Genomic DNA, 22,418 nt, shown 5'->3' on the forward strand with positions numbered 1-22,418 from the left:
ATCAACGCTCTGGGACAGACGCTGGCCAATACCCCGGTGCTGATCAGGTGCGCCATGTCGACCTTCTCGGGCAGTGACTTGCGGCTTCTCGCCATGGAATCCAGCCCTCCTTGTCTCGATGGAGGGGAATTATGCTTGTATTTTTTCTATGTGAACAGTATTGGGGCTAACCCCCAGGCTTGCCCACTTCGTGTGGCCGCCTCCCCCCTTGCAGGGGGCAACACCTGAGGCCCGGCAAAGCCGGTTCCTCTGTGTTCTGGGTTTTTACAGAATGCGCCCCGCCCTGCGGGGCGTTTTTGTTGGCGGCTGTGGGTTACCAGTCGGGCGTGGATGAACCCAGCAAGGGCGCGGGGCGCGCCCAGTGCATAGGCGCGCCCTGCACCGCCAGCGGCACCCGCACGCGCCGGGCCGGGCCCCAGCCTGTGGCCTCGATGGCGGGGGACAGGTCTCCGGGGGTTTCGGGGGCCAGCGGCGCGCCTTGCTCGCTCGGAAACTGCGCCAGCAGATGGGCGGTGCGGGCAAGCGAGGCGCGCGCCTCGCAGCCGGCGCCGGTGCGCACGCGCTGCGCCAGAGCGCGCACGGCGGCGGTGGCCAACAGGTAGCCGGTGGCGTGGTCGATGGCCTGCAGCGGCAAGGGCGTGGGGCGGTCCCGGCCCAGGCGGCGCATGCCGGCGTCTGCGATGCCGGTGCTCATCTGGATCAGGCTGTCGAAGCCCCGGCGCCCCTGCCAGGGGCCGGACCAGCCGTAGGCATCTAGCGATACATCGACCAGCCCCGGATTGAGCTCGCGCCTGCGCCGCGCATCCAGCCCCAGGCGCGCCAGGGCCTCGGGCCGGTAGCCGTGCACCAGCACGTCGGCCTGCTGCAGCAGGCCCTCCAGCGTTGCCAGGCCAGCGGGGGTTTTCAAATCGAGGCGCGCGCAGCGCTTGCCCAGCACGACTTCGGGCACGGTGCCGGGCTCCTCCCAGCCGGGCGGGTCGATGCGCAGCACGTCGGCGCCAAAACCGGCCAGAAAGCGCGTGGCCACCGGGCCGGCCAGGATACGCGTCAGGTCCAGTACGCGGATGCCTTGCAGCGGCCGATCCGGCCCGATGCGCCAGTCGGGCTTTTCCACGGCGGCAGCCTGCGCCACGTGCAGCAACGGTTCGGCATTCACGGCCGCTCCTTGCGGATGCCCGGCCCAGGCCTCCAGGCTGCGCATGATGGCGGCGCAGCCGCCCTGCTCGACGATGGCGGCCTCCAGCGCGCTGGCCTGCCAGCCGGCCACGGCGCGGGCCACCGCTTCCCTGTCGGCCGGCGTGCCCAGCACGGCCAATGCCGCAGCGCGGTGGTGCGGCGCATTGGTGTGCAGGCGTATCCAGCCATCGGCCGCGCGGTAGTCGCCGGCGACGGCGTCCCATATCGGCGGCATCTTCCAGCCCTGGGGGCGCAGCGAGCTGCCGAACCAGAACGAGGCCAGGCGCCGGTCCACCTGCACCTGCGGCCACGCCCCGCCGGCCAGCGCCACCAGTTCGGCCACGGCCAGGCCCGCCGCACCGATCGTGGCCGCGGCCAGGTCCGTCACCTGGAACACCGAGGGCAGTTCACCCTGCCCGGTGAAGGAAAGCCGGGACAGATGCGCCGGGTCGCCGTGGACGGCGCGCCAGATTTCTCGAAGGTAGCGAGACACGGACATGGCAAGGCTCGTGGATGAAGGGTTCTCCAGAATAGGCAGGCCGAATTAATTGTCAATATTGATTTATATTGTCAATATAAAGATGCCAGACCGCGCCATGCCCCGCTACTTCAGTGCCCAGGAAGCCGCCACGCACCTGGGCGTCGCGCGCCAGACGCTCTATGCCTACGTCAGCCGCGGCCTGCTGCATGCCCAACCGGGCGGCAGCCCGCGTGAAAGCCGCTACCTGCAGACGGACGTGGAGCAACTGGCCCGGCAGCGCACACGCGGCCGCAAACCCAGGGAAGTGGCCAAGGCCGCGCTGAGCTGGGGGCTGCCGGTGCTGGAGTCGTCCATCACGCTGATCGAGGACGGGCAGCTCTACTACCGCGGCAAAAGCGCCATGGCGCTGGCGGGCTCGGCCACGGCGGAAGACCTGGCCGCACTGCTCTGGCAATGCCCGGTGGACGCCGCCTTCGGCGCGCACGCGGCACCAGAGGCGGCGGCCCTGCCCGCCATGCGGGCGCACCTGGCCGGACGCCGCGCCGAGGAAACCCTGCTGCCGCTGTTCACCATTGCCAGCGAAGACGCCCCGACCGCGCAGTGGCAAAGCGCGCCCTCGCGCCTGGCCGAAGGCTGCGGCGCGCTGGTGCGCCTGCTCGCGGCCTGCCTGCTGGGCACGGCACCCGGCACCGCCCCGCTCCACCATCAGTGCGCCCAGGCCTGGCGGTTGGACGCGCAAGGTGCGGAGCTGGTGCGCATGACGCTGGTGCTGTGCGCCGACCACGAACTCAACGCGTCGAGCTTCACCGCGCGCTGCGTGGCCTCTACCGGCGCCAGCCTGCGCGCCGCCGTGGTCGGCGGGCTGGCGGCGCTGACCGGCGGCAGGCACGGCGGCACGACCGCGCGGATCGAGGCGCTGTGGGATGAAGTCGGCGACGCAGAGCCGGCTGCCAGACTGCGCCAGCGCCTGGCGCGCGGCGAAGACCTGCCCGGCTTTGGCCACCACCTGTACCCCCAGGGCGATGCCAGGGCGGCCCTGCTGCTGGAGCGGCTGCTGCCGCAGCATGCCGAATGGCAGGCACTGATCGACGAGGCGCGCGCACTACTCGGGCAGCAGCCCTCGGTGGACTTCGCACTGGTGGCCGTGCGCCGGCACCTGGGGCTGCCGCCGGGTGCGGCGTTTGGCCTGTTCGCGCTGGGCCGCTCCATCGGCTGGCTCGCGCATGCGCTGGAGCAGCGCGGCAACGACCGCCCGATCCGCCCGCGTGCCGCCTACACCGGCCCGCGGCCGGAGCAGGCAGCGGACCCGGCCGACCCGCCATAACCCAGGCCGACGCATCTTCACAGGAGGTCGCCGACATCAGAGCGTGTCGTCACCCGTGTTCCCCGGAGAAAGCCCATGGCGCGCAGCAGCACTATCAAATAGATAGCTATAGGCCCAGTAAAAACCTGGGCTGCAGCCATTCTCACCTAAATATCCATCGTCAAACTCTCCTCCTACGGCACCGCATAGGCTTCCGCCGGATCGGCATTCGGCCGCGCAAAGGCCGCCTCCAGCGATGGGGGGAACGGCAGGTTGAGGCTGACGTTGGCCGGCGGGATGGGGGCCATGAACCACTTGTCGTACATGGCGCGCAGCTCGCCCGACTCGATGAGCCTGGAGATCTCCGCGTCCACCGCCTGTCTGAAGGCCGCGTCATTGCGCCGGAGCATGAGCGCGATGGGCTCGCGCCCGAGCGGCGTGCCGACGATGCGGAAGTCCTGCGGATTCTTGAGCAGGGCGATGTTGCCGGCCAGCGTGTTGTCGTCCATAGCGAAGGCGTCGGCGCGGCCCTGCGCCACCATGAGCATGCTCTCGGCATGGTCCTTGGCCAGGATGAGGGTGAACTTCAGGCCGTCGCGCTCGAGCTTGCGCAGGCGCGGCACCAGCGTGGTGCCGGTGGTGGTGACGATGGTCCTGCCCGCCAGCTGCTCGGTGCTTTCGATGCCCGAGCTTTTCTTCACCGCATAACGCGCCTCGGTGATGTAGGTGGTGTTGGCGAAATCCACCTGCTCCTTGCGCGAGGCGGTATTGCTGGTGGAGCCGCATTCGAGGTCGACCGTGCCGTTCTGCACCAGCGGCATGCGGTTCTGCGAGGTGACGGCCTGGTAGCGCAGTTGCGCCTGCGGGAACAGGCTTCTGGCGATACGCTCGCACAGTTCCACGTGATAGCCCACGTACTGGCTGCTGCCCAGCATGTAGGACAGCGGCGCCGAAGCCTCGCGCACGCCGAGCACGAGCGCGCCGCTGGCCTTCACCTTCTCCAGCGTGCCCTGGGTCTGGGCCATGGCGGGCAGATGCAGCAGGGCGGCCAGCGCGGCGCCCCAGGCGATGGGTCCGGGTTGCATGCTTGTCTCCTTGTGTTGGTGGACCAGGCTCAGGCCGCGATCAGGCGGTTGCGCGCGATCTCGTCCAGGCTGTGGCGCAGCGCCTGGTCGAGGATGTCCACGCCGCGGTCGATCTCGCCCTGCGTGGCGGTGAGCGGCGGTGCGATGCGCCACACCGAGCCGCGTTCCGGGCGGCGCCGGATGTTCATGCTCAGGCCCAGTTCGTAGCAGCGCTGCGTGGTGATCGCGCCCAGCGCGTGATAGGGCTCGCGCGTCTCGCGGCTCTTGACCAGTTCCACACCCAGCAGCATGCCTTCGCCGCGCACGTCGCCAATGGCCTCGTAGCGCGACTGCAGTTCCTGCAGGCGCTGGCGCAGATAGGCGCCCATGGTGCGGGCGCGCTCGATCAGGCCCTCTTGCTGGATGGTGCGCAGCACGGCCAGGCCGACGGTGGCGGGCAGCGGGTCCGACACGTGGCTGGTATAGAAGGTGAAGCCCTTGTCGTGGATGTCCTGCTCGATCTTCGGCGTGGTGGACACCGCTGCCAGCGGAAGGCCGCCGCCCATGGTCTTGGAGACCGACATGATGTCCGGCGTGACGCCGAAGAAGTCGGCGGCGTGGCGGTGGCCGATGCGCCCGAAGGCGGTCTGCGCCTCGTCGAAGATCAGCAGCATGCCGCGCTCGTCGGCCGCCTTGCGCAGCGCCTGCAGGTACGACCTGGGCGGCACCAGCACGCCGCCGGCGCTGATGATCGGCTCGATGATGATGGCCGCGCGCCGCCCGGTGCTGGCCATGTCGAACATCTTCAGCCCGAGCTCCAGGCAGGCCAAGGCCGAGGCCTCCCCGTCCAGCCCGCCGATGTAGGGGCGGTACATGTTGGGCTCGGGCATGACGAAGACACCGGGCACATGCACGCCGTAGCCCTTGCGGTCGCTGGCGAAGGAGGCGGCCGAGGCCGCGCCGGTCACGCCGTGCCAGGAACCGCCCACGGCCAGGACCTCGTAGCCCTGCGTGTGCATCTTGGCCATGCGCAGGGCCACTTCGTTGCTCTCGGAGCCGGTGTTGATGAAAATCGACTTGCTCAGGCCCCGGGGCATCCAGTCGCGGGCCATGGTCCGTGCAAGCTGGGCCACGACCTCGGGGATCATGCCGCTGAACAGGTGGTAGGCCTTCTCGCCGGCCTCCTGCACGGCCTGGACGATGGCCGGGTGGTTGTGGCCGATGGTGGCGCACATCTGGCCGGAGGTGAAGTCCAGGATCTCGCGGCCGGTGTCGTCCGTGACGATGCAGCCCTTGGCGCTGCGAAACAGGCTGGGGAAGCTGTCTCCGCCGTAGCGGACCATGAATTCCTTGGCGGCTTCTCTGAGCAGGGGGTCCATTGCGCTTTCCTTCGGTTGTGTGTGGATGGGCTCAGTATTTCCAGCGTGCGCGGGCGCGTCCAATGCCATGGGCGCAAATCGCGCCATGGGCGGCGCGCATGGGCCATGCGCAAAACCGATTGCATGGCGCAACGCGGTTTGGTGTGATGACGGCCGTGCCCGTGCGAGCATCGCCGGCACGCAAAGGAGGATGAATGGAAACCCGCTGGATTCAGGACTTCGTGACCTTGGCGGACGTGCGCAACTTCACGCGCGCGGCGGAGTTGCGCAATGTGTCGCAGGCGGCATTCAGCCGGCGCATCCAGGCGCTGGAGCAGTGGCTCGGCACGGCGCTGGTGGACCGCACCTGCTTTCCCCTGCGCTTCACCGAGGCGGGCGAGCGCTTCCGGGCCTCGGCCGTGGCGCTGCTGGCGCAGATCGATGACGTGCGCGCCGAGGCCGCGGGCGACAGCGCCAGCAACATCGTGAAGCTGGCCATGCCCTACGCGCTGGCCGCCACGCGGCTCGCGCCGTGGTGGGGCGACTGGAGCAGGGGGCTGGATGCGCGCTTGTCCGTGAACACCGGCAACGTGCTCGACACCATGCAGGCGCTGTCCGAGGGCACGGTGGATCTGGTGATCGGCTACCTGCACGCGGCCAGCCCGATCGCGCCAGACCCCGGCCGCCACGAGCACCTCCTGCTGGACACGGAAACGCTGCGCCCCTACAGCGTGGCGGCCGGCGCGGGCGAGCGGGCGCCGCGCTTCGCACTGCCGGACACGGCCGAGCGCCCCGCGCCGCTGCTGATGTACTCGCCCACCGTCTATTTCTCGCGCGTGGTGCGCTCGGTGCTGGATGCCGAGGGCCCCTCGCCGCAGGGCCAGGCCGTGGTCGAGTCGGCGATGACCGACGTGCTGGCCGCCATGGCCGAGCAAGGCATGGGCCTGGCCTGGCTGCCGGACAGTTGCGTGGCGCAGGGCCGTTTCCCGTCGCTGGTGCCCGCGGCGGATGCACGCTGGTGCACCCGGGTGGACGTCGTCGCCTTCCGGCTGCGGCACAACACGCGCCCGGTGGTGGAGCGCGTCTGGGGCCGCATGGCCGCCGCGGCGCCTGCGGCCCCTGTGCGATAATCGCAGGCTTTTCCGCGGAAAGTGCGTCGCAATGGGTGCGGCGTGGCTACCGCAGCAGACCCTTGAAAGGACCGTGCCATGAAAGAAGGCATTCACCCCAATTACCGCGAAGTGCTCTTCGTGGACCTGTCCAACGGCTTCAAGTTCGTGACCCGCTCCTGCGTGAACACGAAGGAAACGGCCAAGACCGACGACGGCCGCGAGCTGCCGCTGTTCAAGCTGGACACCTCCAGCGAGTCGCACCCGTTCTACACCGGCACGCAGAAGTCGGTGGACAACATGGGCGGCCGCGTCGAGCGCTTCCGCAACCGCTTCGGCAAGACCGCCGCCAAGTAAGCGACCCGCGTTCCCGGCCCGGCCCCTGCGGCAGGGCCCAGACAGTAGAGGCAGCCCGGGTTTCCGCGCTGCCTTTTTTCTTTTCCCCTCCACGCCGTGACCACACCGCCGACCCCCGCCATCGTGGCCCAGAGCGCCGTGCGCCGCATGCCGCGCTGGGCGCTGCTGCTGTTCTGCGCGGCCTACGTGCTGCCGGGCTTCATCGGCCGCGGCCCCTGGAAGAACGTGGACATCGCCTCCTTCGGCTACATGCTGGAGCTGGCCGAAGGCCGCACCGACTGGTGGCAGCCGCTGCTGGGCGGCATGGCGCCGCAGACCCACGGCCTGCTGCCCTACTGGCTCGGCGCCTGGGCGCTGCAACTGGCCCCGGCCTGGATCGAGCCGGACCTGGCCGCGCGCATCCCCTTCATCGGGCTGCTGGTGCTGACGCTGGCGGCCACTTGGTACGGCGTCTACTGCCTGGCGCTCGGGCCGCGGGCGCAGCCGGTGGCCTTCGCCTTCGGCGGCGAGGCGCGCCCCAGGGACTACGCGCGCGCGGTCGCCGACGGCGGCGTGCTGGCGCTGATCGCCTGCCTGGGGCTGGCGCAGTTGTCGCACGAGGTGACCGCCTACCTGACCCAGCTCGCGTTCGGCGCCCTCGCCTTCTTTGCCATCGCCGCGTCGCCCTACCGCCCGATGCTGGCCGGCGCCAGTCTGGCCACGGGGCTGGCCGGCCTGGTGCTGTCCGGCGCGCCCGCGCTGGCGGTGCTGTTCGGTGCGGGAGGGGCGGCGTTGGCGCTGCTGGAAGCCCGGCAGGAGCCGCAGGCCCGCGGCGCCTTCCTGCGCTGGGCGGCGGTCGCCGCGCTGGCCAGCGGGGCCGCCGCGCTGCTGGGCTGCTGGACCGATGTCTGGGCCTGGCGCATCACCGCCCCGGGCTCCGAACGCAGTTGGGCCAGCCTGGGCCGGCTGCTGCTGTGGTTCACCTGGCCGACCTGGCCGCTGGCGCTGTGGACGCTGTGGCGCTGGCGCCGGCAGTTCGCGGCGCTGGAGGTGCACCGCCACCTGGCGCTGCCGGCCTGGTTCGCGGCGATCGCCCTGCTCGCCACCCTGAGCACCGAGCCGGCCGACCGTGCGCTGCTGCTGGGCCTGCCGGCGCTGGCCGCGCTGGCGGCCTTCGCGCTGCCCACGCTCAGCCGCAGCGTGGGCGCGCTGGTCGACTGGTTCACGCTGCTGTTCTTCACCGGCTCGGCCGTCACCATCTGGGTGATCTGGGTGGCGATGCAGACCGGCTTCCCGCGCCAGCCGGCGGCCAACGTGGCCAAGCTGGCGCCGGGCTTCGTGGCCAGCTTCTCCTGGCTGGCGCTGCTGCTGGCGCTGGCGGCGACGCTGGCCTGGGCCTGGCTGGTGCGCTGGCGCATCGGGCGCCACCAGTCGGCGCTGTGGAAGAGCGTGGTGCTGCCGGCCGGCGGCGCGGCGCTGTGCTGGCTGCTGCTGATGACGCTGTGGCTGCCGCTGCTGGACTACGCCCGCAGCTACGGCCCGCAGGTGCGCCAGGCCAGCGCGGTGCTGGGGCCGGCCCACTGCCTGTCGTTCTTCGGCTTCAGCCGGGCCCAGGTGGCGGCCTTCCAGTACCACGGCCGGCTGCGGCTGTACCCGGTGACCGGCCCGCAGCGCTGCGAGTGGCTGGCGGTGTATCCGGACGCGGTCGGCGCGCTGGCCGGCGTGACCGATCCGGCGCAATGGACGCTGGTGGCGACCATCCCGCGCCCGGCCGACCGCAACGAGACGGTTCATCTGTTCCGCCGCCGCTTCTGACCCGGTGACGGCCACTCCACCCCCCGCAGGCCGCCCGCGCAGCGAACTGCCGGCGATCGCCCGCCATGCCGTGACGGTGCTGGCCGGCCAGCTCGCGGTCATGGCCTTCGGCGTGGCCGATACGGTGGTGGCCGGGCGCCACTCCGAGCAGGCGCTGGCGGCGCTGTCGGTCGGCTCGGCGGTGTTCATCAGCGTCTACGTCGCGCTGATGGGCGTGGTGCAGGCGCTGCTGCCGGTCTGGGCCGAGCTGCGGGGCGCGCGGCGCTTCGAGGACGTGGGACGCTCGGTGCGCCAGGCGCTCTACATCTGCGCCCTGACCTGCGTGCTGGGCATGGCGCTGCTGCTGGCGCCGGCGCCGGTGCTGCGCTGGGCGCAGGTGCCCGAGGCGCTGCAGGGCGAGGTGCTGCGCTACCTGGGCATGCTGGCGCTGGGCCTGCCCCCGGCCCTGCTGTTCCGGGGCTACAGCACGCTCAACCAGAGCCTGGGGCGGCCGCTGCTGGTGACCTGGCTGCAACTGGGCTCGCTGGCGGTCAAGCTGCCGCTGACGGTCTGGTTCGCGCTGGGCGGAGCCGGCCTGCCGGCGCTGGGCGCGGTGGGCTGCGCCTGGGCCACGGTGCTGGTCAATTACCTGATGCTGGCCATCGCCCTGTGGCTGCTGCGCACCCAGCCGCTGTACACGCCCTACCGGCTGTGGCGCCGCGTGGAAGCCCCGGACCCGCGCCAGCTCGCGCTGTTCGCGCGGCTGGGCGTGCCCGCCGGGCTGGCGATCCTGGTCGAGGTGACCTCCTTCACGCTGATGGCGCTGTTCATCGCGCGCCAGGGCACGGTGGCGGCCGCCGCCCACCAGATCGCCGCCAGCATGGGGGCGGTGCTGTACATGGCGCCGCTGTCGGTTGCCATTGCCACCAGCGCGCGCGTGGGCCACTGGCTGGGCGCGGGCGATGCGCGGCAGGCGCGGCACGCGGTCGGCGTGGGCCTGGGCCTGGCCGCGCTGACGGCGCTGGCACTGGCGGGCACGGTGCTGCTGGCGCGCGAGGGCATTGCCGGACTGTATTCGCACCAGCCGGCCGTGGTGGCGCTGGCCGGCATGCTGCTGGGCTGGGTGGCGCTCTACCACCTGGCCGACGCGCTGCAGTGCGTGTGCGTGTTCCTGCTGCGCTGCTACCGCATCACGGTGTCGGCGCTGCTGGTCTACTGCCTGCTGCTGTGGGGCGTGGGCCTGGGCGGCGGCTATTGGCTGGCCTACCAGGGCGGCTACGGCGTGGCGCCCTGGGCCTCGCCCGCGGCCTTCTGGATGGCCAGCGCCGGTGCGCTGGCGCTCACGGCCTGCGTGTTCCTGCTGATGGTGCGGCGCGCGGTGCGGCGCTCCGTTTCACTATGAAAATAATAGCTAGTAGCCTAGGTATTACCTGGGCTAGAGGCTTTTTTGTCTGATATTCCCGCCGTGCGCAGCCGTTCGGCGGGCAGCACCAGGGTGAAGGTCGATCCGGCGCCCGGCTGGCTTTCGATGCGCAGCCGCCCGCCATGGCGCTGCAGCACGTGCTTGACGATGGCCAGGCCCAGGCCGGTGCCGCCGCTCTCGCGCGAGCGGCTGCGGTCCACGCGGTAGAAGCGCTCGGTCAGCCGCGGGATGTGCTCGGGCGCGATGCCCGGGCCGGTGTCCTGCACCGAGAATTCGCCCTCGCCCGCCGCGCCGCGCGCGGGATCGCGGCCGTCCAGCACGGTCCAGCGCACGGTCACCGTGCCGCCGGCCGGCGTGTAGCGCACGGCGTTGACCACCAGGTTGGACAGGGCGCTTTGCAGCTCGTGCGCGGAGCCGGCCACCTCGCCTTCGACCCCGGCGGGAAAGTGCAGCACGTGATGCCGCCCGAGCAGCGCGGACAGCGCCTCGGCCTCCTGCTGGCAGTGCGCGATCAGCGCCTTGAGCGGCACGCGCTCGGCCTGCCCGGGCAGCGGGCTGCCTTCGAGCCGCGACAGGGTCAGCAGGTCGCTCACCACCGACTGCATGCGCGCGGCCTGCTGCGCCATCAGGCCCAGGTAGTGGGCGCGCTCGTCCGCCTCCAGCGGCAGGGTCTGCAGGGTTTCGACGAAGCCGGTCAGCACCGTGAGCGGGGTGCGGATCTCGTGCGATACGTTGGCGACGAAATCGCGCCGCATGGCCTCGGCCTGCTCCAGCGCCGTGACGTCGCGCGACAGCAGCATGGTGCGGCCTTCGCCATAGGGGTGCAGCTGCACCGACAGGCGCACCGGCCGCCCGGGCGTGCTGCGCCGGCCGGGGATCACCACGTCCGATGCGAATTTGCCTGCGGCGCAGTAGGCGCTGAAGGCCGGGTCGCGCACCAGGTTGCCCAGCGACTGCTGCAGGTCGCGCTCGATGTCGATGCCGAAATGCTCCGCCGCCGTCTGGTTGCACCATTCGATGCACAGGTGCGCGCCGAGCAGCACCACGCCGTTGGGCGAGGCCTGCAGGGCGGAGAGGATTTCATGCAGGCGCCCGGCGCTATCGGCCACCTGGCGCTCGGCCTCGCGGCAGCGGCGGCGCATGCGGTCGGCCGCCTCGCCCCAGACGCCCCCCAGGGCCGGCGCGGCGGCGGCCGGCTCTTCGCTGCGCAGCCAGCGCAGCACGCGCCCGGCACGCCAGGCGTCGAACAGCATCGCGCTCCAGCTCGCCAGCGCGAAGCCCGCCAGCGCGCCGCCCAGGCGCCACGCATGCCATGCCGCAGGCGCATGCGCCGGATCGGCGCCGCCCACGGCGCCTGCCAGCGCACCCAGCGCCAGGGCCCATGCCAATTGCCAGAGCGCGAGCCCCAGTACCCGCTGCAGGATCATGCCGGGGGGCTCAGTTCGGCGCAGCGGCCGCCGGCACTGCCACCTGGGACGTGGCGCGGTAGCCGGCGCCGCGCACCGTCTCGACCATCACGCCGGCCACGCCCAGGGATTCGCGCAGGCGCTTGACGTGCACGTCCACGGTGCGCTCCTCGATGAAGACATGGTCGCCCCAGACCTTGTCGAGCAGTTGCGTGCGGCTGTGCACCCGCTCGGCGTGGCGCATGAGGTAGTGCAGCAGCTTGAATTCGGTGGGGCCGACCTTCAGCGGCTGGCCCTGGAAGCTCACGCGGTGCGTGGCCGCGTCCAGCAGCAGCTCGCCGAGCTGCACCGTCTCGGCCAGTTGCTCGGGCGCGCGCCGGCGCAGCACGGCGCGGATGCGCGCCAGCAGCTCCTGGGTGGAGAAAGGCTTGGTGATGTAGTCATCGGCGCCGGCATCCAGGCCGGCGACCTTGTCGGGCTCGTCGCCGCGCGCGGTCAGCATCAGGATCGGCACCGCCTTGGTCCGCGCGTCGGCGCGCCACTTGCGCGCCAGCGCCAGGCCGCTGGTGCCGGGCAGCATCCAGTCCAGCAGGATCACGTCGGGCAGCACCGCGTCCAGCTCGCGCTGGGCCGAGGCACCATCCTCCGACCACACCGGCTGGAAGCCGTTGTGGCGCAGGTTGACCGCGATCAACTCGGCAATCGCCGGCTCGTCTTCGACGATCAGGACCTGGGGCAGTTTTCTCATCTCAAATTTCCAAGGCGCTACGCGCTACCCGCATCGCATGCAACCGACACGGCCCATACGCAGACATCCGCGGAACTGGCTTTGCCAGGCCGCAGGATGTGCCCCCTTGAGGGGCTGGGCGAAGACGCGCAGCGCGCAGCCTGGGGGTGTGTCATCTCAATGCCGACTCGATCTCACCCATCGACGAATGGCGCACGTCGGTGCCCTTGACGATGTAGATGATGAATTCGGCAATGTTCTTCGCGTGGTCGCCGATGCGCTCGATCGCCTTGGCGACGAACAGCAGGTCCAGGCTCGCGGAGATGGTGCGCGGGTCTTCCATCATGTAGGTGATGAGCTTGCGCACGAAGCCGTCGAACTCGCGGTCGATCTGGTCGTCTTCCTTGAGGATGGCCAGCGCCGCGCTGGTGTCGAGCCGCGCGAACGCATCGAGCGCGCGGCGCATCAGGCCGGAGGCCAGGTCCGCCGCCACGCGCAGGTCGGAGGACGGCAGGCTGCGCCCGGCGCCGCTCTCGACGATGGACTTGACCATGCGCGCGATCTTGTTGGCCTCGTCGCCCACGCGCTCGAGGTTGGCGGTGGTCTTGGAGATGGCGATCAGCAGGCGCAGGTCGCGCGCGGTGGGCTGGCGCCGGGCGATGATGGAGGACAGGTCGCGGTCGATCTCCATCTCCATCGCGTTGACGCGCGGCTCGGTCTGGATCACGCTGTCGGCCACTTCGGTGCTGAAGTGCGACAGCGCGTGGATCGCCTGGCGGATCTGGGACTCGACCAGGCCGCCGAGCTCCATCACGCGGGAGGAGACGCCATTGAGTTCGCTGTCGAACTGGGTCGATAGGTGCTTGTCGGGCATGGTGCGGTTTCCTTGCTCAGCCGAAACGGCCCGTGATGTAGTCTTCGGTTTCCTTGCGCTGCGGCTTGAAGAACATCTGCTCGGTCTCGCCGAATTCCACCAGGTCGCCCAGGTACATGTAGGCGGTGTAGTCGCTGCAGCGCGCGGCCTGCTGCATGTTGTGGGTCACGATGACCACCGTGTAGTCGTTCTTCAGCTCGGCGATCAGCTCCTCCACCTTGGCGGTGGAGATCGGGTCCAGCGCGGAGCACGGCTCGTCGAGCAGCAGCACCTCGGGCTTGATGGCGATGCCGCGCGCGATGCACAGGCGCTGCTGCTGGCCGCCGGAGAGGCTGGCGCCGCTCTGGTGCAGCTTGTCCTTCACCTCGGGCCACAGCGCGGCCTTGCGCAGCGCCCACTCCACGCGCTCGTCCATGTCGGTGGCGTTGAGCCGCTCGAACAGCTTCACGCCGAAGGCGATGTTGTCGTAGATCGACATCGGGAACGGCGTGGGCTTCTGGAACACCATGCCGACCTTGGCGCGGATCAGCGCCACGTCCTGGCGCGAGGTGAGCAGGTTCTCGTTGTCGAGGATGATCTCGCCCTCGGCGCGCTGCTCGGGGTAGAGCTCGAACATGCGGTTGAAGGTGCGCAGCAGCGTGGACTTGCCGCAGCCCGAAGGGCCGATGAAGGCGGTCACCTTGTGCTCCGGGATTTCCAGGTTGATGCCCTTGAGGGCGTGGAACTTGCCGTAGTAGAAATTGAGGTTCCTGACCGCGATCTTGGAGCGGCTGGGAGCATGCGCGAGGGATGCCATGGAGGTCTGCTTCCTTATTCGGGATGTCAGTTGCGGCGGGCCAGGACGCGCGCCAGGATGTTGAGGGCCAGCACCGCGGCGGTGATCAGGAACACGCCGGCCCAGGCCAGCTTCTGCCAGTTCTCGTAGGGACTCATCGCGAACTTGAAGATGGTCACCGGCAGGCTCGCCATGGGCTTGGCCAGGTCGCCGTTCCAGAACTGGTTGTTGAGCGCGGTGAACAGCAGGGGAGCCGTCTCGCCCGCGATGCGCGCCACCGCCAGCAGGATGCCGGTGATGACCCCGGCGCGCGCCGCGCGCAGCGTGACCAGCGAGATCACCTTCCACTTCGGCGTACCGAGCGCATAGGCCGCCTCGCGCAGGCCGGCGGGCACCAGCAGCAGCATGTTCTCGGTGGTGCGGATCACCACCGGAATCACGATCAAGGCCAGCGCCACGATGCCCGCATAGCCAGAGTAGCTGCGGAAACGCGCCACCACCACGGTGTAGACGAACAGGCCGATGACGATGGAAGGCGCCGACAGCAGGATGTCGTTGACCAGCCGCGTCACCGACGCGAGCCAGCCGCGGCGCTCATACTCGGCCAGGTAGACGCCGGCCATGATGCCGATCGGCGTGCCGACGAAGGTCGCCAGCGCCACCATGACCGCGGAGCCGAAGATCGCGTTGGCCAGGCCGCCCTCGTCATTGGGCGGCGGCGTCATCTGCGTGAACAGCGCCACGCTCAGGCCGCCCAGGCCCAGGCGCAGCGTCTCCCAGAGGATCCAGATCAGCCAGAACACGCCAAAGACCATGGCCGCCAGCGACAGTGCCAGAGCCACGCGGTTGACGCGGTTGCGCGCGGCGAAGCGCGCCTGGCGCTCCTGCGCCAGATCGGCGGCGGAAATGAGCTGCTCGGAGGTGCTCATGTACGGGTCCCCTCATTTTTCTGCAGGCGCAGCAGCAGCAGCTTGGACAGCATCAGCACCACGAAGGTGATGAAGAACAGCACCAGGCCCAGGTAGATCAGCGAGGCCTGGTGCAGGCCCTCGCCGGCTTCGGCGAACTCGTTGGCCAGGGCCGAGGTGATGCTGTTGGCGGCCTGGAACAGCGACAGCGAGCTGAGCTGGTTCATGTTGCCGATGACGAAGGTCACCGCCATTGTCTCGCCCAGCGCCCGGCCCAGGCCGAGCATGATGCCGCCCAGCACGCCGGTGCGGGTATAGGGCAGCACCACCTTGGAGACGACCTCCCAGGTGGTGGAGCCCAGGCCGTAGGCCGACTCCTTGAGCAGCGGCGGCGTGACCTCGAACACGTCGCGCATCACCGAGGCGATGAACGGGATGATCATGATCGCCAGGATGATGCCGGCCGACAGGATGCCGATGCCCACCGGCGGCCCGGACACCAGCGCGCCCAGGTAGGGCACGCCTTTGAGCAGCGTCTGCAGCGGCTGCTGCACGTAAGTGGCCAGGATCGGGCCGAACACCATCAGCCCCCACATGCCATAGACGATGGAGGGCACCGCGGCGAGCAGTTCGATGGCCGTGCCCAGCGGGCGCTTGAGCCAGGCGGGCGAGAGTTCGGTGAGGAACAGCGCGATGCCGAAGCTCACCGGCACCGCGATCAGCAGCGCGATGATCGACGTGGCCAGCGTGCCGTAGATCATCACCAGGCCGCCGTAGTCGTTCCTGGCCGGATCCCACACGCTGCGGGTCAGGAAGCTCAGCCCGTACTTCTCGATGGCGGGCCAGGCGCCGGCCACGAGCGAGGCCAGGATGCCCAGCAGCAGAGCCAGCGTGAGCAGGGCCGCGCCCTTGGCCAGCCAGCCGAAGAGCCGGTCGATGATGGTGCCCGACAGCAGCGGGCGCTTGGCAGGGGGTGGATTCATGGTGGCGCCACGCCCGGCCGCAAGCGGCGGCACGGGCGGCACCGGCAGTGTAGAGGACACGGCGCGGGCGGTTCTGTGTCAGACGGGATCGATCAGCGCAGGGCGATCGCCTTGCCCGACGTGTCCTTGATGTCGCCCCAGGACTTGTAGATGGTGGCCTTCACGCTCTCGGGCATGGGCACGTAGTCCAGGTCGGAGGCGGTCTTGTCGCCTTCCTTGTAGGCCCACTCGAAGAACTTCAGCGTGGTGGCGGCCTGGGCCGGCTTGTCCTGCGCCTTGTGCATCACGATGAAGGTGGCGCCGGTGATCGGCCACGAATCCTTGCCGGGCTGGTTGGTCAGGATCTGGTAGAAGCTCTTGCTCCAGTCGGCGCCAGCGGCGGCGGCCTTGAAGCTGCTGTCGTCCGGCGCGACCGCGTTGCCCGCCGAGTTCTCCATCTTGGCGTAGGTCATCTTGTTCTGCTTCACATAGGCGTACTCGACGTAGCCGATGGAGTTGGGCAGGCGGCCGACGAAGGCGGCGACGCCTTCGTTGCCCTTGCCGCCGGCGCCGGTCGGCCAGTTCACGGCGGTGCCTTCGCCGACCTTGGCCTTCCACTCGGCGTTCACCTTGCTCAGGTAGTTGGTGAAGATGAAGCTGGTGCCCGAGCCGTCGGCGCGGCGCACCGGGGCGATGTCGGCGTCGGGCAGCGTCACGCCGGGGTTCAGCGCCTTGATCGCGGCGTCATCCCACTTGGTGATCTTGCCCAGGTAGATGTCGCCCAGCACCTGGCCGCTGAGCTTGAGCTGGCCCGGGGCGATGCCCTTGATGTTGACCACCGGCACCACGCCGCCGATCACGGTGGGGAACTGCACCAGGCCCTTGGCCTGCAGTTCCTCGTCCTTCAGCGGCGCGTCGGAAGCGCCGAAGTCCACCGTCTTGGCTTCGATCTGCTTGATGCCGGCGCCGGAGCCGACCGACTGGTAGTTGATCTTGACGCCGGTGGCCTTGTTGTAGTCGGCCGCCCACTTGGCGTAGAGCGGCGCCGGGAAGCTCGCGCCCGCGCCGGTGGCTTCGGTCTGGGCCCAGGCCAGCGAGGTGGTGGCGCACAGGCCGGCCACGGCGAACACGCGGATCATCGAATTCTTCATACGGGTACCCTTGATTGACAGGTTGCAGGAGAGTGATGCAACGCAATGTAGGCAGGCCGTGTGACATTGACATGACAGCCGCGCCACCCCCTCCTGCGGCAGGGATGTTCGCCGCGGGCTGTCACGGTTCTGTCACGTTGATGCCGCACCCTGCGACACTCCTGCCCTGTTTCTTTCTATTACGGCCCCACTGCCTCGCCCCATGGATGACGGAACCCTTCTCGCAGCCCTCGATCTGGGCTCCAACAGCTTTCGGCTCGAAATCGGCCGGCTCGACCACGGGCGGGTGCTGCGCACCGAATACCTGAAGGAGACGGTGCGCCAGGGCGGCGGCCTGTCGCCCGACGGCAGCCTGACCCTGGAGGCGATGCAGCGCGGCTGGGACTGCCTGGCGCGCTTCGGCGAGCGCCTGGCCGGCTTCGCGCCGCGCCAGGTGCGCGCCGTCGCCACCCAGACCCTGCGCGAGGCGCGCAACCGGGAAGAATTCCTGGTGCGCGGCGCCGAGGTGCTGGGTTTCCCGATCGACGTCATCTCCGGCCCGGAGGAGGCGCGGCTGATCTACGCCGGCGCGGCGCGGCTGCTGCCGCCCTCGAACGAGCGCCGCCTGGTGGTGGACGTGGGCGGCCGCTCCACCGAAATGGTGCTGGGCCAGGGCCTGGAGGCCCGCGTCCTCGCCTCCTGCCCGATCGGCAGCGTGGCGTCCTCGCTCACCCACTTCCCCGAAGGACGCTACACCGCGAGCGCCTTCGCCGCCGCCCAGGCCGCCGCCGAGGCCGCGCTGGAAGAAGAAGCGGCGCGCTTCCCGCGCAGCGGCTGGGACGTGGCCTACGGCGCCTCCGGTACCGTGGGCGCCATCGGCGACATCCTGGCCGCGCTCGGCGAGCCGCCCGGCCTGATCACGCGCGCCGCCCTGCACGCGCTGCGCGAGCGCCTGCTGCAGGCCCGGCAGGTGGACCAGGTGCGCCTGGCCGGGCTCAAGGAAGACCGGCGCCCGGTGATTGGCGGGGGCATCAGCGTGCTGTGCGCGGTATTCGCCCAACTGGGCATCGAGCGCCTGCAGGTCGCCCAGGGCGCGCTGCGCCAGGGCGTGCTGTACGACCTGCTGCAGCGCGAGGCGCCGGCCACCGACATACGCACCGCCACGGTGCAGGCGCTGGCCCGGCGTTTCGGCGTGGACGCGGAACAGGCCGGGCGCGTGGACCGCACCGCCCGCGAGCTGTTCGCGCAGCTCTGCCCCGGCGCGCCCGAGGACACGCTGCGCACCCTGCACTGGGCCGCGCAGCTGCACGAGATCGGCAACAGCATCGCCCACGGCGAGCATCCGCGCCACGGCGCCTACATCCTCGAACATGCCGACGCGCCCGGCTTTGGCGAGCAGGAGCTGCGCCAACTGGCCCGGCTGGTGCTGGGCCAGCGCGGCAAGCTGCGCAAGCTGCCGCTGGTGCTGGAGGACGCCGGCTTCGCCCTGCAACTGGCCTGCCTGCGCCTGGCCGTGCTGCTGTGCCACGCGCGCCGCGACCCGGCCCCGCCCCTGCCCCGGCTGGAGCGCGAAGCCGCTGCTTTCTGCGTCACCCTGCCGGCGCGCTGGGTGGAGCGCTATCCGCAGTCGGCCCACCTGCTGCGCGAGGAGGTGGAGGCCTGGCGCAAGACGCCCTGGGCCATGGGCATCGCGTATGGCGCGTGAGCCTGCGCAGCGGCTCTGGATCTTTCAAATTGATAGCATGAAGCCCTAGTGGAATCTTCCATTCAGGCATAAAACCACCTGAAATCAAGACTCCACTAGGGTTTCACGCTATTGATTCAGAAGCAATTCTCAAAGGACTTCGGGCGACTGCACGGTGACGATGACGGTTTGCGCCCCTTCGGCGCGCTGGCGCTGGCGCAGCCACCAGACCGCGCCCTTGCGAATGGCGCATTCGCTGGCGGCCAGCCCGATGAGCTGGGCCACGGTCTGGCCGAGCATGGGCTGGTGGCCGACGACCAGCACGGCGCCCTTGGCGCGCGGCCACTGCACCAGCTCCAGCAGTTCGGCCGGCGTGCCCTCGGGCAGCAGCTCGGAGCGCAGCTTGTAGCGGCGGCCCAGCGCGGCGGCGGTCTGCTCGGTGCGGCGCGCCGGGCTGGCCAGCACGCGCAGGCCTTCGGGCAACTGGCGGTCGAGCCAGGCGGCCATGCGGGCGGCCTGTTTCTCGCCGCGCGGCGTCAGGCCGCGTTCCAGCTCGGGCAAGTCCTCGCGCCGGTCTTCGGCCTCGGCGTGGCGCCACAGGATCAGGTCCATCACGCAGCGCCTCCGGCGGACGGCAGCGAGGGCGCGGGGTAGCGCTGCATCAGCGCCGCCTGCGCGCTGTGGCCGCCGTCCGGCCCGGCGGGCACGGCGCGGCGGTAGCGGCCGTCGGCGCCCAGCAGCCAGGCGTCGCGGTCGTCGTGCAGGTAGGCCACCAGGCATTCGTCGATGATGCGCTGGCGCAGCTTGCGGTCGGTGACCGGCCAGGCCAGCTCCACCCGCCGCAGCATGTTGCGGCTCATCCAGTCGGCGCTGGAGAGGTACAGGTCCTCGCTCTGGCCGCTGCGGAAGTAGAAGACGCGCGAGTGCTCCAGGAAGCGGCCGATGATGGAGCGCACCTGGATGTTGCCGGTCTGCCCCGGCACGCCGGCCGGCAGGATGCAGGCGCCGCGCACGATCAGGTCGATGCGCACGCCGGCGCGGCCGGCCTCGATCAGGGCGTGCACCAGGCGCTCGTCGGTCAGCGCGTTCATCTTCAGGACGATGCGCGCGGGCTGGCCCTGGCGCGCGGCCTCGGTGGTGGCGGCGATGCGCTCGACCAGCCGGTCCTGCAGGTGAAAGGGCGCGAGCCACAGGCGCTTGAGCTTGGGCAGCCGGCTCTGGCTGGCCAGGTGGGCGAAGACGACGTCCATCTCGGCGGTCAGCGCCGGGTCGGCGGTGAGGTAGCTCAGGTCGGTGTAGAGCCGCGCGGTGCGCGGGTTGTAGTTGCCGGTGGACAGGTGGCCGTAGCGCTGCAGCTGCCGGCCCTCGCGGCGCGTGACCAGCAGCATCTTGGCGTGCGTCTTCAACCCGACCACGCCGTAGACCACCTGGGCGCCGATGGACTCCAGCGCCTCGGCCCAGTTGATATTGGCTTCCTCGTCGAAGCGGGCCTTCAGCTCGACCACGGCGGTCACTTCCTTGCCGCGGCGCACCGCTTCGCGCAGCAGCTCCATCAGCTCGGAGTCGGCGCCGGTGCGGTAGATGGTCTGCTTGATTGCCAGCACCTGCGGGTCGTGCACCGCCTCGCGCAGGAAGGCCAGCACGCCGTCGAAGCTCTCGAACGGCTGGTGAATCAGCAGGTCGCGCCGGCGCAGTTGCTCCAGGATCGGCAGGCCGCTGCGCAGCCCCACGGCGCGCCCGGGCTTCCACGGCGGGAACAGCAGCCGGGCGTCGTCCACCAGGTCGATCAGCTGCGCCAGCCGCACCAGGTTGACCGGCCCGTGCACCCGGTACAGCGCGCCCACGGGCAGGCCGAACTGCTGCAGCAGGAAGTCCGACAGGTGCTGCGAGCAGCCGGAGGACACCTCCAGCCGCACCGCCTGCCCGTAGTGGCGCATGTGCAGCCCCTGGCGCAGCGCGGTGCGCAGGTTGCTGACCTCGTCCTCGTCCACCGCCAGGTCGGAGTGGCGCGTGACGCGGAACTGCGAGAACTCGGTGACCTCGCGCCCCGGGAACAGGTCGGCCAGGTGCGCCCGCACCACGCTCGAGAGGCTGACCACGGCCACCCCCTGCGGAGCCACGGTCAGCGGCAGGCGGATCAGGCGCGGCAGCACGCGCGGCACCTTGACGATGGCGATCTCGTTGTCACGGCCGAAGGCGTCGCGCCCCTTCAGCCGCACGATGAAGTTCAGCGACTTGTTGGCCACCTGCGGAAACGGGTGCGCCGGGTCCAGCCCCACGGGCACCAGCAGCGGCGCGACCTCGCGCCGGAAATAGTCGCGCACCCAGCGCCGCTGCGCGCCGTTGCGCTCGCCGTGCGAGACGATGCGGATGCCGCGCCTGGCAAAGGCCGGCGTCAGCGCGTCGTTGTAGAGCGCGTACTGGCGCGCCACCAGATCGTGCGCGATGGCGGAGATGGCCTCGAAGCTGGTGCGGGTGTAGAGCCCCTGCAGGTCGCCCGTCAGCGCGGCGGCCACGTGCGGCGCCATGCGCACCTCGAAGAACTCGTCGAGGTTGGAGGAGACGATGCACAGGTAGCGCAGCCGCTCCAGCAGCGGCACGTCCTCGCGGCAGGCCCAGTCGAATACGCGCTCGTTGAAAGCCAGGATGCTGTGGTCGCGGTCCAGCAGCGGCGGCGAGGGCCCGGCCGCCGGCGGCAGCGCGGCGGCCTCGATGGCCTCGGCCACCGGCGTGGTGGAGACGGTGATGGCGCGCGGCTGCGGGCCGGCCGCGGAGGGTGCCGCGGGCCTGGCGTCCGCTGGCGGCAAGGACGGCGCCGCATCGCCCTGCGGCGCGGGCGGGAGATCGGGAGAGCTGTGTGCGGGCATTGCCTGGCGAGTGTCAACCCGAAACGTGACCACGGTGTGACAGTTGTATGTCAGCCGCCCGCCAGCAGATGACGCCGATAACGCGCCGGCATGTCTTCCAGGCGCATCAGCATAGGCAGGTCGGCGGTGTTGAAGTCCGGGTCCCAGGCCGGCGCGCCGAGGATGCGCGCGCCCAGGCGCAGGTAGCCCATGATCAGCGGCGGCGGCTCCACCGGCGGCTGGTCGCTGCGGTGCTGGCCCGGGCCGTCTTCCCAAGCGTCCACCGGCAGCGCCAGCCGGGGCCAGACCTGCAGATCGGGCGGCGCCAGGTGGGTGCGGCGCAGCCGGTGCCAGATGCCGGCGGCCAGCCGTGGGCTGGGCACGCCGTGGTGCAGCATGGGGATGCTGGCGCAGCCCAGCATGACGTCGAGCCGGTTGCGCGCCATGAACTGCGCCAGCGCCCCCCAGAGCGCCAGGATGACACCGCCGTGACGGTGCGCCGGATGCACGCAGCTGCGGCCCAGCTCCACCATCTTCTCGCGCAGCCCGCGCAGGCGCACCAGGTCGAACTCGGTATCGCTGTAGGTGCTGCCCAGGCGGCGCGCCTGCGCCGGGGTCAGCACGCGGTAGGTGCCGATGACCGGGCCGCCCTCGCCGTCGCGCACCAGCAGATGCTCGCAGTACGGGTCGAACAGGTCGATGTCATGGCCGGCCAGCCTCGGGTCGGCCGGCACCGGCAGGCGCGCGCCCATCTCGCCGGCGAAGACCGCGTGGCGCAGCCGCTGCGCCTCGCGCACCTCGTCCTGGTGCTGTGCCCAGGCGACCTGCAGTTCCCGGCGCGGCGGCGCGGCCTCGGCCACCGGCAGCGGCGGACTGTCTCTTATACACATCTCCGAGCCCACGAGACCGTACAGGAAATCGCGTATGCCGTCTTCTGCTTGAAAATGGGGGGGGGGGGGGGGGGGGGGGGGGGGGGGGGGGGGGGGGGGGGGGGGGGGGGGGGGGGGGGGGGGGGGGGGGGGGGGGGGGGGGGGGGGGGGGGGGGGGGGGGGGGGGGGGGGG

General features: G+C 70.6%; 19 protein-coding genes. 6 read left to right on the forward strand and 13 right to left on the reverse strand.

Going from position 1 to position 22,418, the window contains the following annotated elements:
* Nucleotides 1-313: 313 nt before the first annotated feature.
* On the reverse strand, nucleotides 314-1,675 hold the full coding sequence (locus JHD63_RS15980; RefSeq protein WP_198971796.1) for a CoA transferase: 1,362 nt from the start codon (nucleotides 1,673-1,675) through the stop codon (nucleotides 314-316).
* A gap of 97 nt (nucleotides 1,676-1,772) precedes the next feature.
* Here JHD63_RS15980 and JHD63_RS15985 point away from each other — a divergent pair, with 97 nt between their 5' ends.
* Entirely contained in the window at nucleotides 1,773-2,981 is a 1,209-nt protein-coding gene (locus JHD63_RS15985; protein WP_198971797.1) for a citrate synthase family protein, read from the forward strand.
* A 173-nt stretch (nucleotides 2,982-3,154) separates the two neighbouring features.
* On the opposite strand, the gene JHD63_RS15990 is transcribed toward JHD63_RS15985, so the two are convergent.
* Together JHD63_RS15990 and JHD63_RS15995 are read right to left on the reverse strand one after the other, a co-directional pair.
* Nucleotides 3,155-4,045 (reverse strand): amino acid ABC transporter substrate-binding protein, encoded by an 891-nt coding sequence (locus JHD63_RS15990; protein WP_198971798.1) that lies wholly within the window; start codon nucleotides 4,043-4,045, stop codon nucleotides 3,155-3,157.
* Nucleotides 4,046-4,074: 29 nt separating this feature from the next.
* The gene (locus JHD63_RS15995; protein ID WP_198971799.1) at nucleotides 4,075-5,403 is read right to left on the reverse strand and encodes an aspartate aminotransferase family protein; all 1,329 of its coding nucleotides are present in this window, start codon (nucleotides 5,401-5,403) and stop codon (nucleotides 4,075-4,077) included.
* Nucleotides 5,404-5,597: 194 nt separating this feature from the next.
* On the opposite strand from JHD63_RS15995, the gene JHD63_RS16000 reads away from it, so the two are divergent.
* The 4 genes from JHD63_RS16000 to JHD63_RS16015 all read left to right on the forward strand — a co-directional run bounded on the left by JHD63_RS16000 (nucleotide 5,598) and on the right by JHD63_RS16015 (nucleotide 10,023).
* Nucleotides 5,598-6,512 (forward strand): LysR family transcriptional regulator, encoded by a 915-nt coding sequence (locus JHD63_RS16000; RefSeq protein WP_198971800.1) that lies wholly within the window; start codon nucleotides 5,598-5,600, stop codon nucleotides 6,510-6,512.
* 78 nt (nucleotides 6,513-6,590) lie between these two features.
* Entirely contained in the window at nucleotides 6,591-6,848 is a 258-nt protein-coding gene (locus tag JHD63_RS16005) for a type B 50S ribosomal protein L31 (protein WP_198971801.1), read from the forward strand.
* A gap of 147 nt (nucleotides 6,849-6,995) precedes the next feature.
* Nucleotides 6,996-8,642, forward strand: coding sequence for a hypothetical protein (locus tag JHD63_RS16010; RefSeq protein ID WP_198971812.1), 1,647 nt, complete (start codon nucleotides 6,996-6,998; stop codon nucleotides 8,640-8,642).
* A 4-nt stretch (nucleotides 8,643-8,646) separates the two neighbouring features.
* The gene (locus JHD63_RS16015; RefSeq protein WP_370590543.1) at nucleotides 8,647-10,023 is read left to right on the forward strand and encodes an MATE family efflux transporter; all 1,377 of its coding nucleotides are present in this window, start codon (nucleotides 8,647-8,649) and stop codon (nucleotides 10,021-10,023) included.
* Between the two features lie 17 nt (nucleotides 10,024-10,040).
* On the opposite strand, the gene phoR is transcribed toward JHD63_RS16015, so the two are convergent.
* The 7 genes from phoR to pstS form a co-directional block, all read right to left on the reverse strand.
* Nucleotides 10,041-11,471, reverse strand: coding sequence for a phosphate regulon sensor histidine kinase PhoR (gene phoR, locus JHD63_RS16020; RefSeq protein ID WP_198971802.1), 1,431 nt, complete (start codon nucleotides 11,469-11,471; stop codon nucleotides 10,041-10,043).
* A 10-nt stretch (nucleotides 11,472-11,481) separates the two neighbouring features.
* Complete coding sequence (phoB, locus tag JHD63_RS16025; RefSeq protein WP_198971803.1) at nucleotides 11,482-12,198, reverse strand: phosphate regulon transcriptional regulator PhoB; 717 nt, start codon at nucleotides 12,196-12,198, stop codon at nucleotides 11,482-11,484.
* Nucleotides 12,199-12,349: 151 nt separating this feature from the next.
* Entirely contained in the window at nucleotides 12,350-13,051 is a 702-nt protein-coding gene (gene phoU, locus JHD63_RS16030) for a phosphate signaling complex protein PhoU (protein WP_198971804.1), read from the reverse strand.
* A 16-nt stretch (nucleotides 13,052-13,067) separates the two neighbouring features.
* Nucleotides 13,068-13,847, reverse strand: coding sequence for a phosphate ABC transporter ATP-binding protein PstB (gene pstB, locus JHD63_RS16035; protein ID WP_198971805.1), 780 nt, complete (start codon nucleotides 13,845-13,847; stop codon nucleotides 13,068-13,070).
* Nucleotides 13,848-13,873: 26 nt separating this feature from the next.
* Nucleotides 13,874-14,755: a phosphate ABC transporter permease PstA gene (gene pstA, locus JHD63_RS16040; RefSeq protein ID WP_198971806.1), complete on the reverse strand. Its 882-nt coding sequence runs from the start codon at nucleotides 14,753-14,755 to the stop codon at nucleotides 13,874-13,876.
* Complete coding sequence (gene pstC / locus JHD63_RS16045) at nucleotides 14,752-15,717, reverse strand: phosphate ABC transporter permease subunit PstC (protein WP_198971807.1); 966 nt, start codon at nucleotides 15,715-15,717, stop codon at nucleotides 14,752-14,754. The genes pstA and pstC overlap by 4 nt, the downstream gene beginning before the upstream one ends.
* Nucleotides 15,718-15,809: 92 nt before the next feature.
* Complete coding sequence (gene pstS / locus JHD63_RS16050; protein WP_198971808.1) at nucleotides 15,810-16,847, reverse strand: phosphate ABC transporter substrate-binding protein PstS; 1,038 nt, start codon at nucleotides 16,845-16,847, stop codon at nucleotides 15,810-15,812.
* A 202-nt stretch (nucleotides 16,848-17,049) separates the two neighbouring features.
* On the opposite strand from pstS, the gene JHD63_RS16055 reads away from it, so the two are divergent.
* Nucleotides 17,050-18,531 carry a Ppx/GppA phosphatase family protein gene (locus JHD63_RS16055; protein ID WP_198971809.1) on the forward strand — a complete coding sequence of 494 codons (1,482 nt, stop codon included), beginning with the start codon at nucleotides 17,050-17,052 and terminating at the stop codon, nucleotides 18,529-18,531.
* 129 nt (nucleotides 18,532-18,660) lie between these two features.
* Here the strand turns inward: JHD63_RS16055 and JHD63_RS16060 are convergent, their stop codons facing one another.
* Genes JHD63_RS16060 through JHD63_RS16070 form a run of 3 tightly spaced genes read right to left on the reverse strand, consistent with a single transcriptional unit; the run spans nucleotide 18,661 to nucleotide 22,246 of the window.
* A complete protein-coding gene (locus tag JHD63_RS16060) occupies nucleotides 18,661-19,122 on the reverse strand; it encodes a SixA phosphatase family protein (RefSeq protein WP_198971810.1) in 462 nt (153 codons plus the stop codon).
* A complete protein-coding gene (ppk1, locus tag JHD63_RS16065) occupies nucleotides 19,122-21,377 on the reverse strand; it encodes a polyphosphate kinase 1 (RefSeq protein ID WP_198971811.1) in 2,256 nt (751 codons plus the stop codon). The genes JHD63_RS16060 and ppk1 overlap by 1 nt, the downstream gene beginning before the upstream one ends.
* A gap of 50 nt (nucleotides 21,378-21,427) precedes the next feature.
* The gene (locus tag JHD63_RS16070; RefSeq protein WP_198971814.1) at nucleotides 21,428-22,246 is read right to left on the reverse strand and encodes a GNAT family N-acetyltransferase; all 819 of its coding nucleotides are present in this window, start codon (nucleotides 22,244-22,246) and stop codon (nucleotides 21,428-21,430) included.
* Nucleotides 22,247-22,418 lie beyond the last annotated feature (172 nt).

This window comes from Xylophilus sp. ASV27 (assembly GCF_016428875.1).
GTDB lineage: Bacteria > Pseudomonadota > Gammaproteobacteria > Burkholderiales > Burkholderiaceae_C > Xylophilus.

Bases quoted from the DNA above. Each gene is read 5' to 3' on its own strand.
- JHD63_RS15980 (WP_198971796.1), bottom strand. From the start codon at position 1,675: ATGTCCGTGTCTCGCTACCTTCGAGAAATCTGGCGCGCCGTCCACGGC.
- JHD63_RS15985 (WP_198971797.1), top strand. From the start codon at position 1,773: ATGCCCCGCTACTTCAGTGCCCAGGAAGCCGCCACGCACCTGGGCGTC.
- JHD63_RS15990 (WP_198971798.1), bottom strand. From the start codon at position 4,045: ATGCAACCCGGACCCATCGCCTGGGGCGCCGCGCTGGCCGCCCTGCTG.
- JHD63_RS15995 (WP_198971799.1), bottom strand. From the start codon at position 5,403: ATGGACCCCCTGCTCAGAGAAGCCGCCAAGGAATTCATGGTCCGCTAC.
- JHD63_RS16000 (WP_198971800.1), top strand. From the start codon at position 5,598: ATGGAAACCCGCTGGATTCAGGACTTCGTGACCTTGGCGGACGTGCGC.
- JHD63_RS16005 (WP_198971801.1), top strand. From the start codon at position 6,591: ATGAAAGAAGGCATTCACCCCAATTACCGCGAAGTGCTCTTCGTGGAC.
- JHD63_RS16010 (WP_198971812.1), top strand. From the start codon at position 6,996: ATGCCGCGCTGGGCGCTGCTGCTGTTCTGCGCGGCCTACGTGCTGCCG.
- phoR (WP_198971802.1), bottom strand. From the start codon at position 11,471: ATGATCCTGCAGCGGGTACTGGGGCTCGCGCTCTGGCAATTGGCATGG.
- phoB (WP_198971803.1), bottom strand. From the start codon at position 12,198: ATGAGAAAACTGCCCCAGGTCCTGATCGTCGAAGACGAGCCGGCGATT.
- phoU (WP_198971804.1), bottom strand. From the start codon at position 13,051: ATGCCCGACAAGCACCTATCGACCCAGTTCGACAGCGAACTCAATGGC.
- pstB (WP_198971805.1), bottom strand. From the start codon at position 13,847: ATGGCATCCCTCGCGCATGCTCCCAGCCGCTCCAAGATCGCGGTCAGG.
- pstA (WP_198971806.1), bottom strand. From the start codon at position 14,755: ATGAGCACCTCCGAGCAGCTCATTTCCGCCGCCGATCTGGCGCAGGAG.
- pstC (WP_198971807.1), bottom strand. From the start codon at position 15,717: ATGAATCCACCCCCTGCCAAGCGCCCGCTGCTGTCGGGCACCATCATC.
- pstS (WP_198971808.1), bottom strand. From the start codon at position 16,847: ATGAAGAATTCGATGATCCGCGTGTTCGCCGTGGCCGGCCTGTGCGCC.
- JHD63_RS16055 (WP_198971809.1), top strand. From the start codon at position 17,050: ATGGATGACGGAACCCTTCTCGCAGCCCTCGATCTGGGCTCCAACAGC.
- JHD63_RS16060 (WP_198971810.1), bottom strand. From the start codon at position 19,122: ATGGACCTGATCCTGTGGCGCCACGCCGAGGCCGAAGACCGGCGCGAG.
- ppk1 (WP_198971811.1), bottom strand. From the start codon at position 21,377: ATGCCCGCACACAGCTCTCCCGATCTCCCGCCCGCGCCGCAGGGCGAT.
- JHD63_RS16070 (WP_198971814.1), bottom strand. From the start codon at position 22,246: ATGTGTATAAGAGACAGTCCGCCGCTGCCGGTGGCCGAGGCCGCGCCG.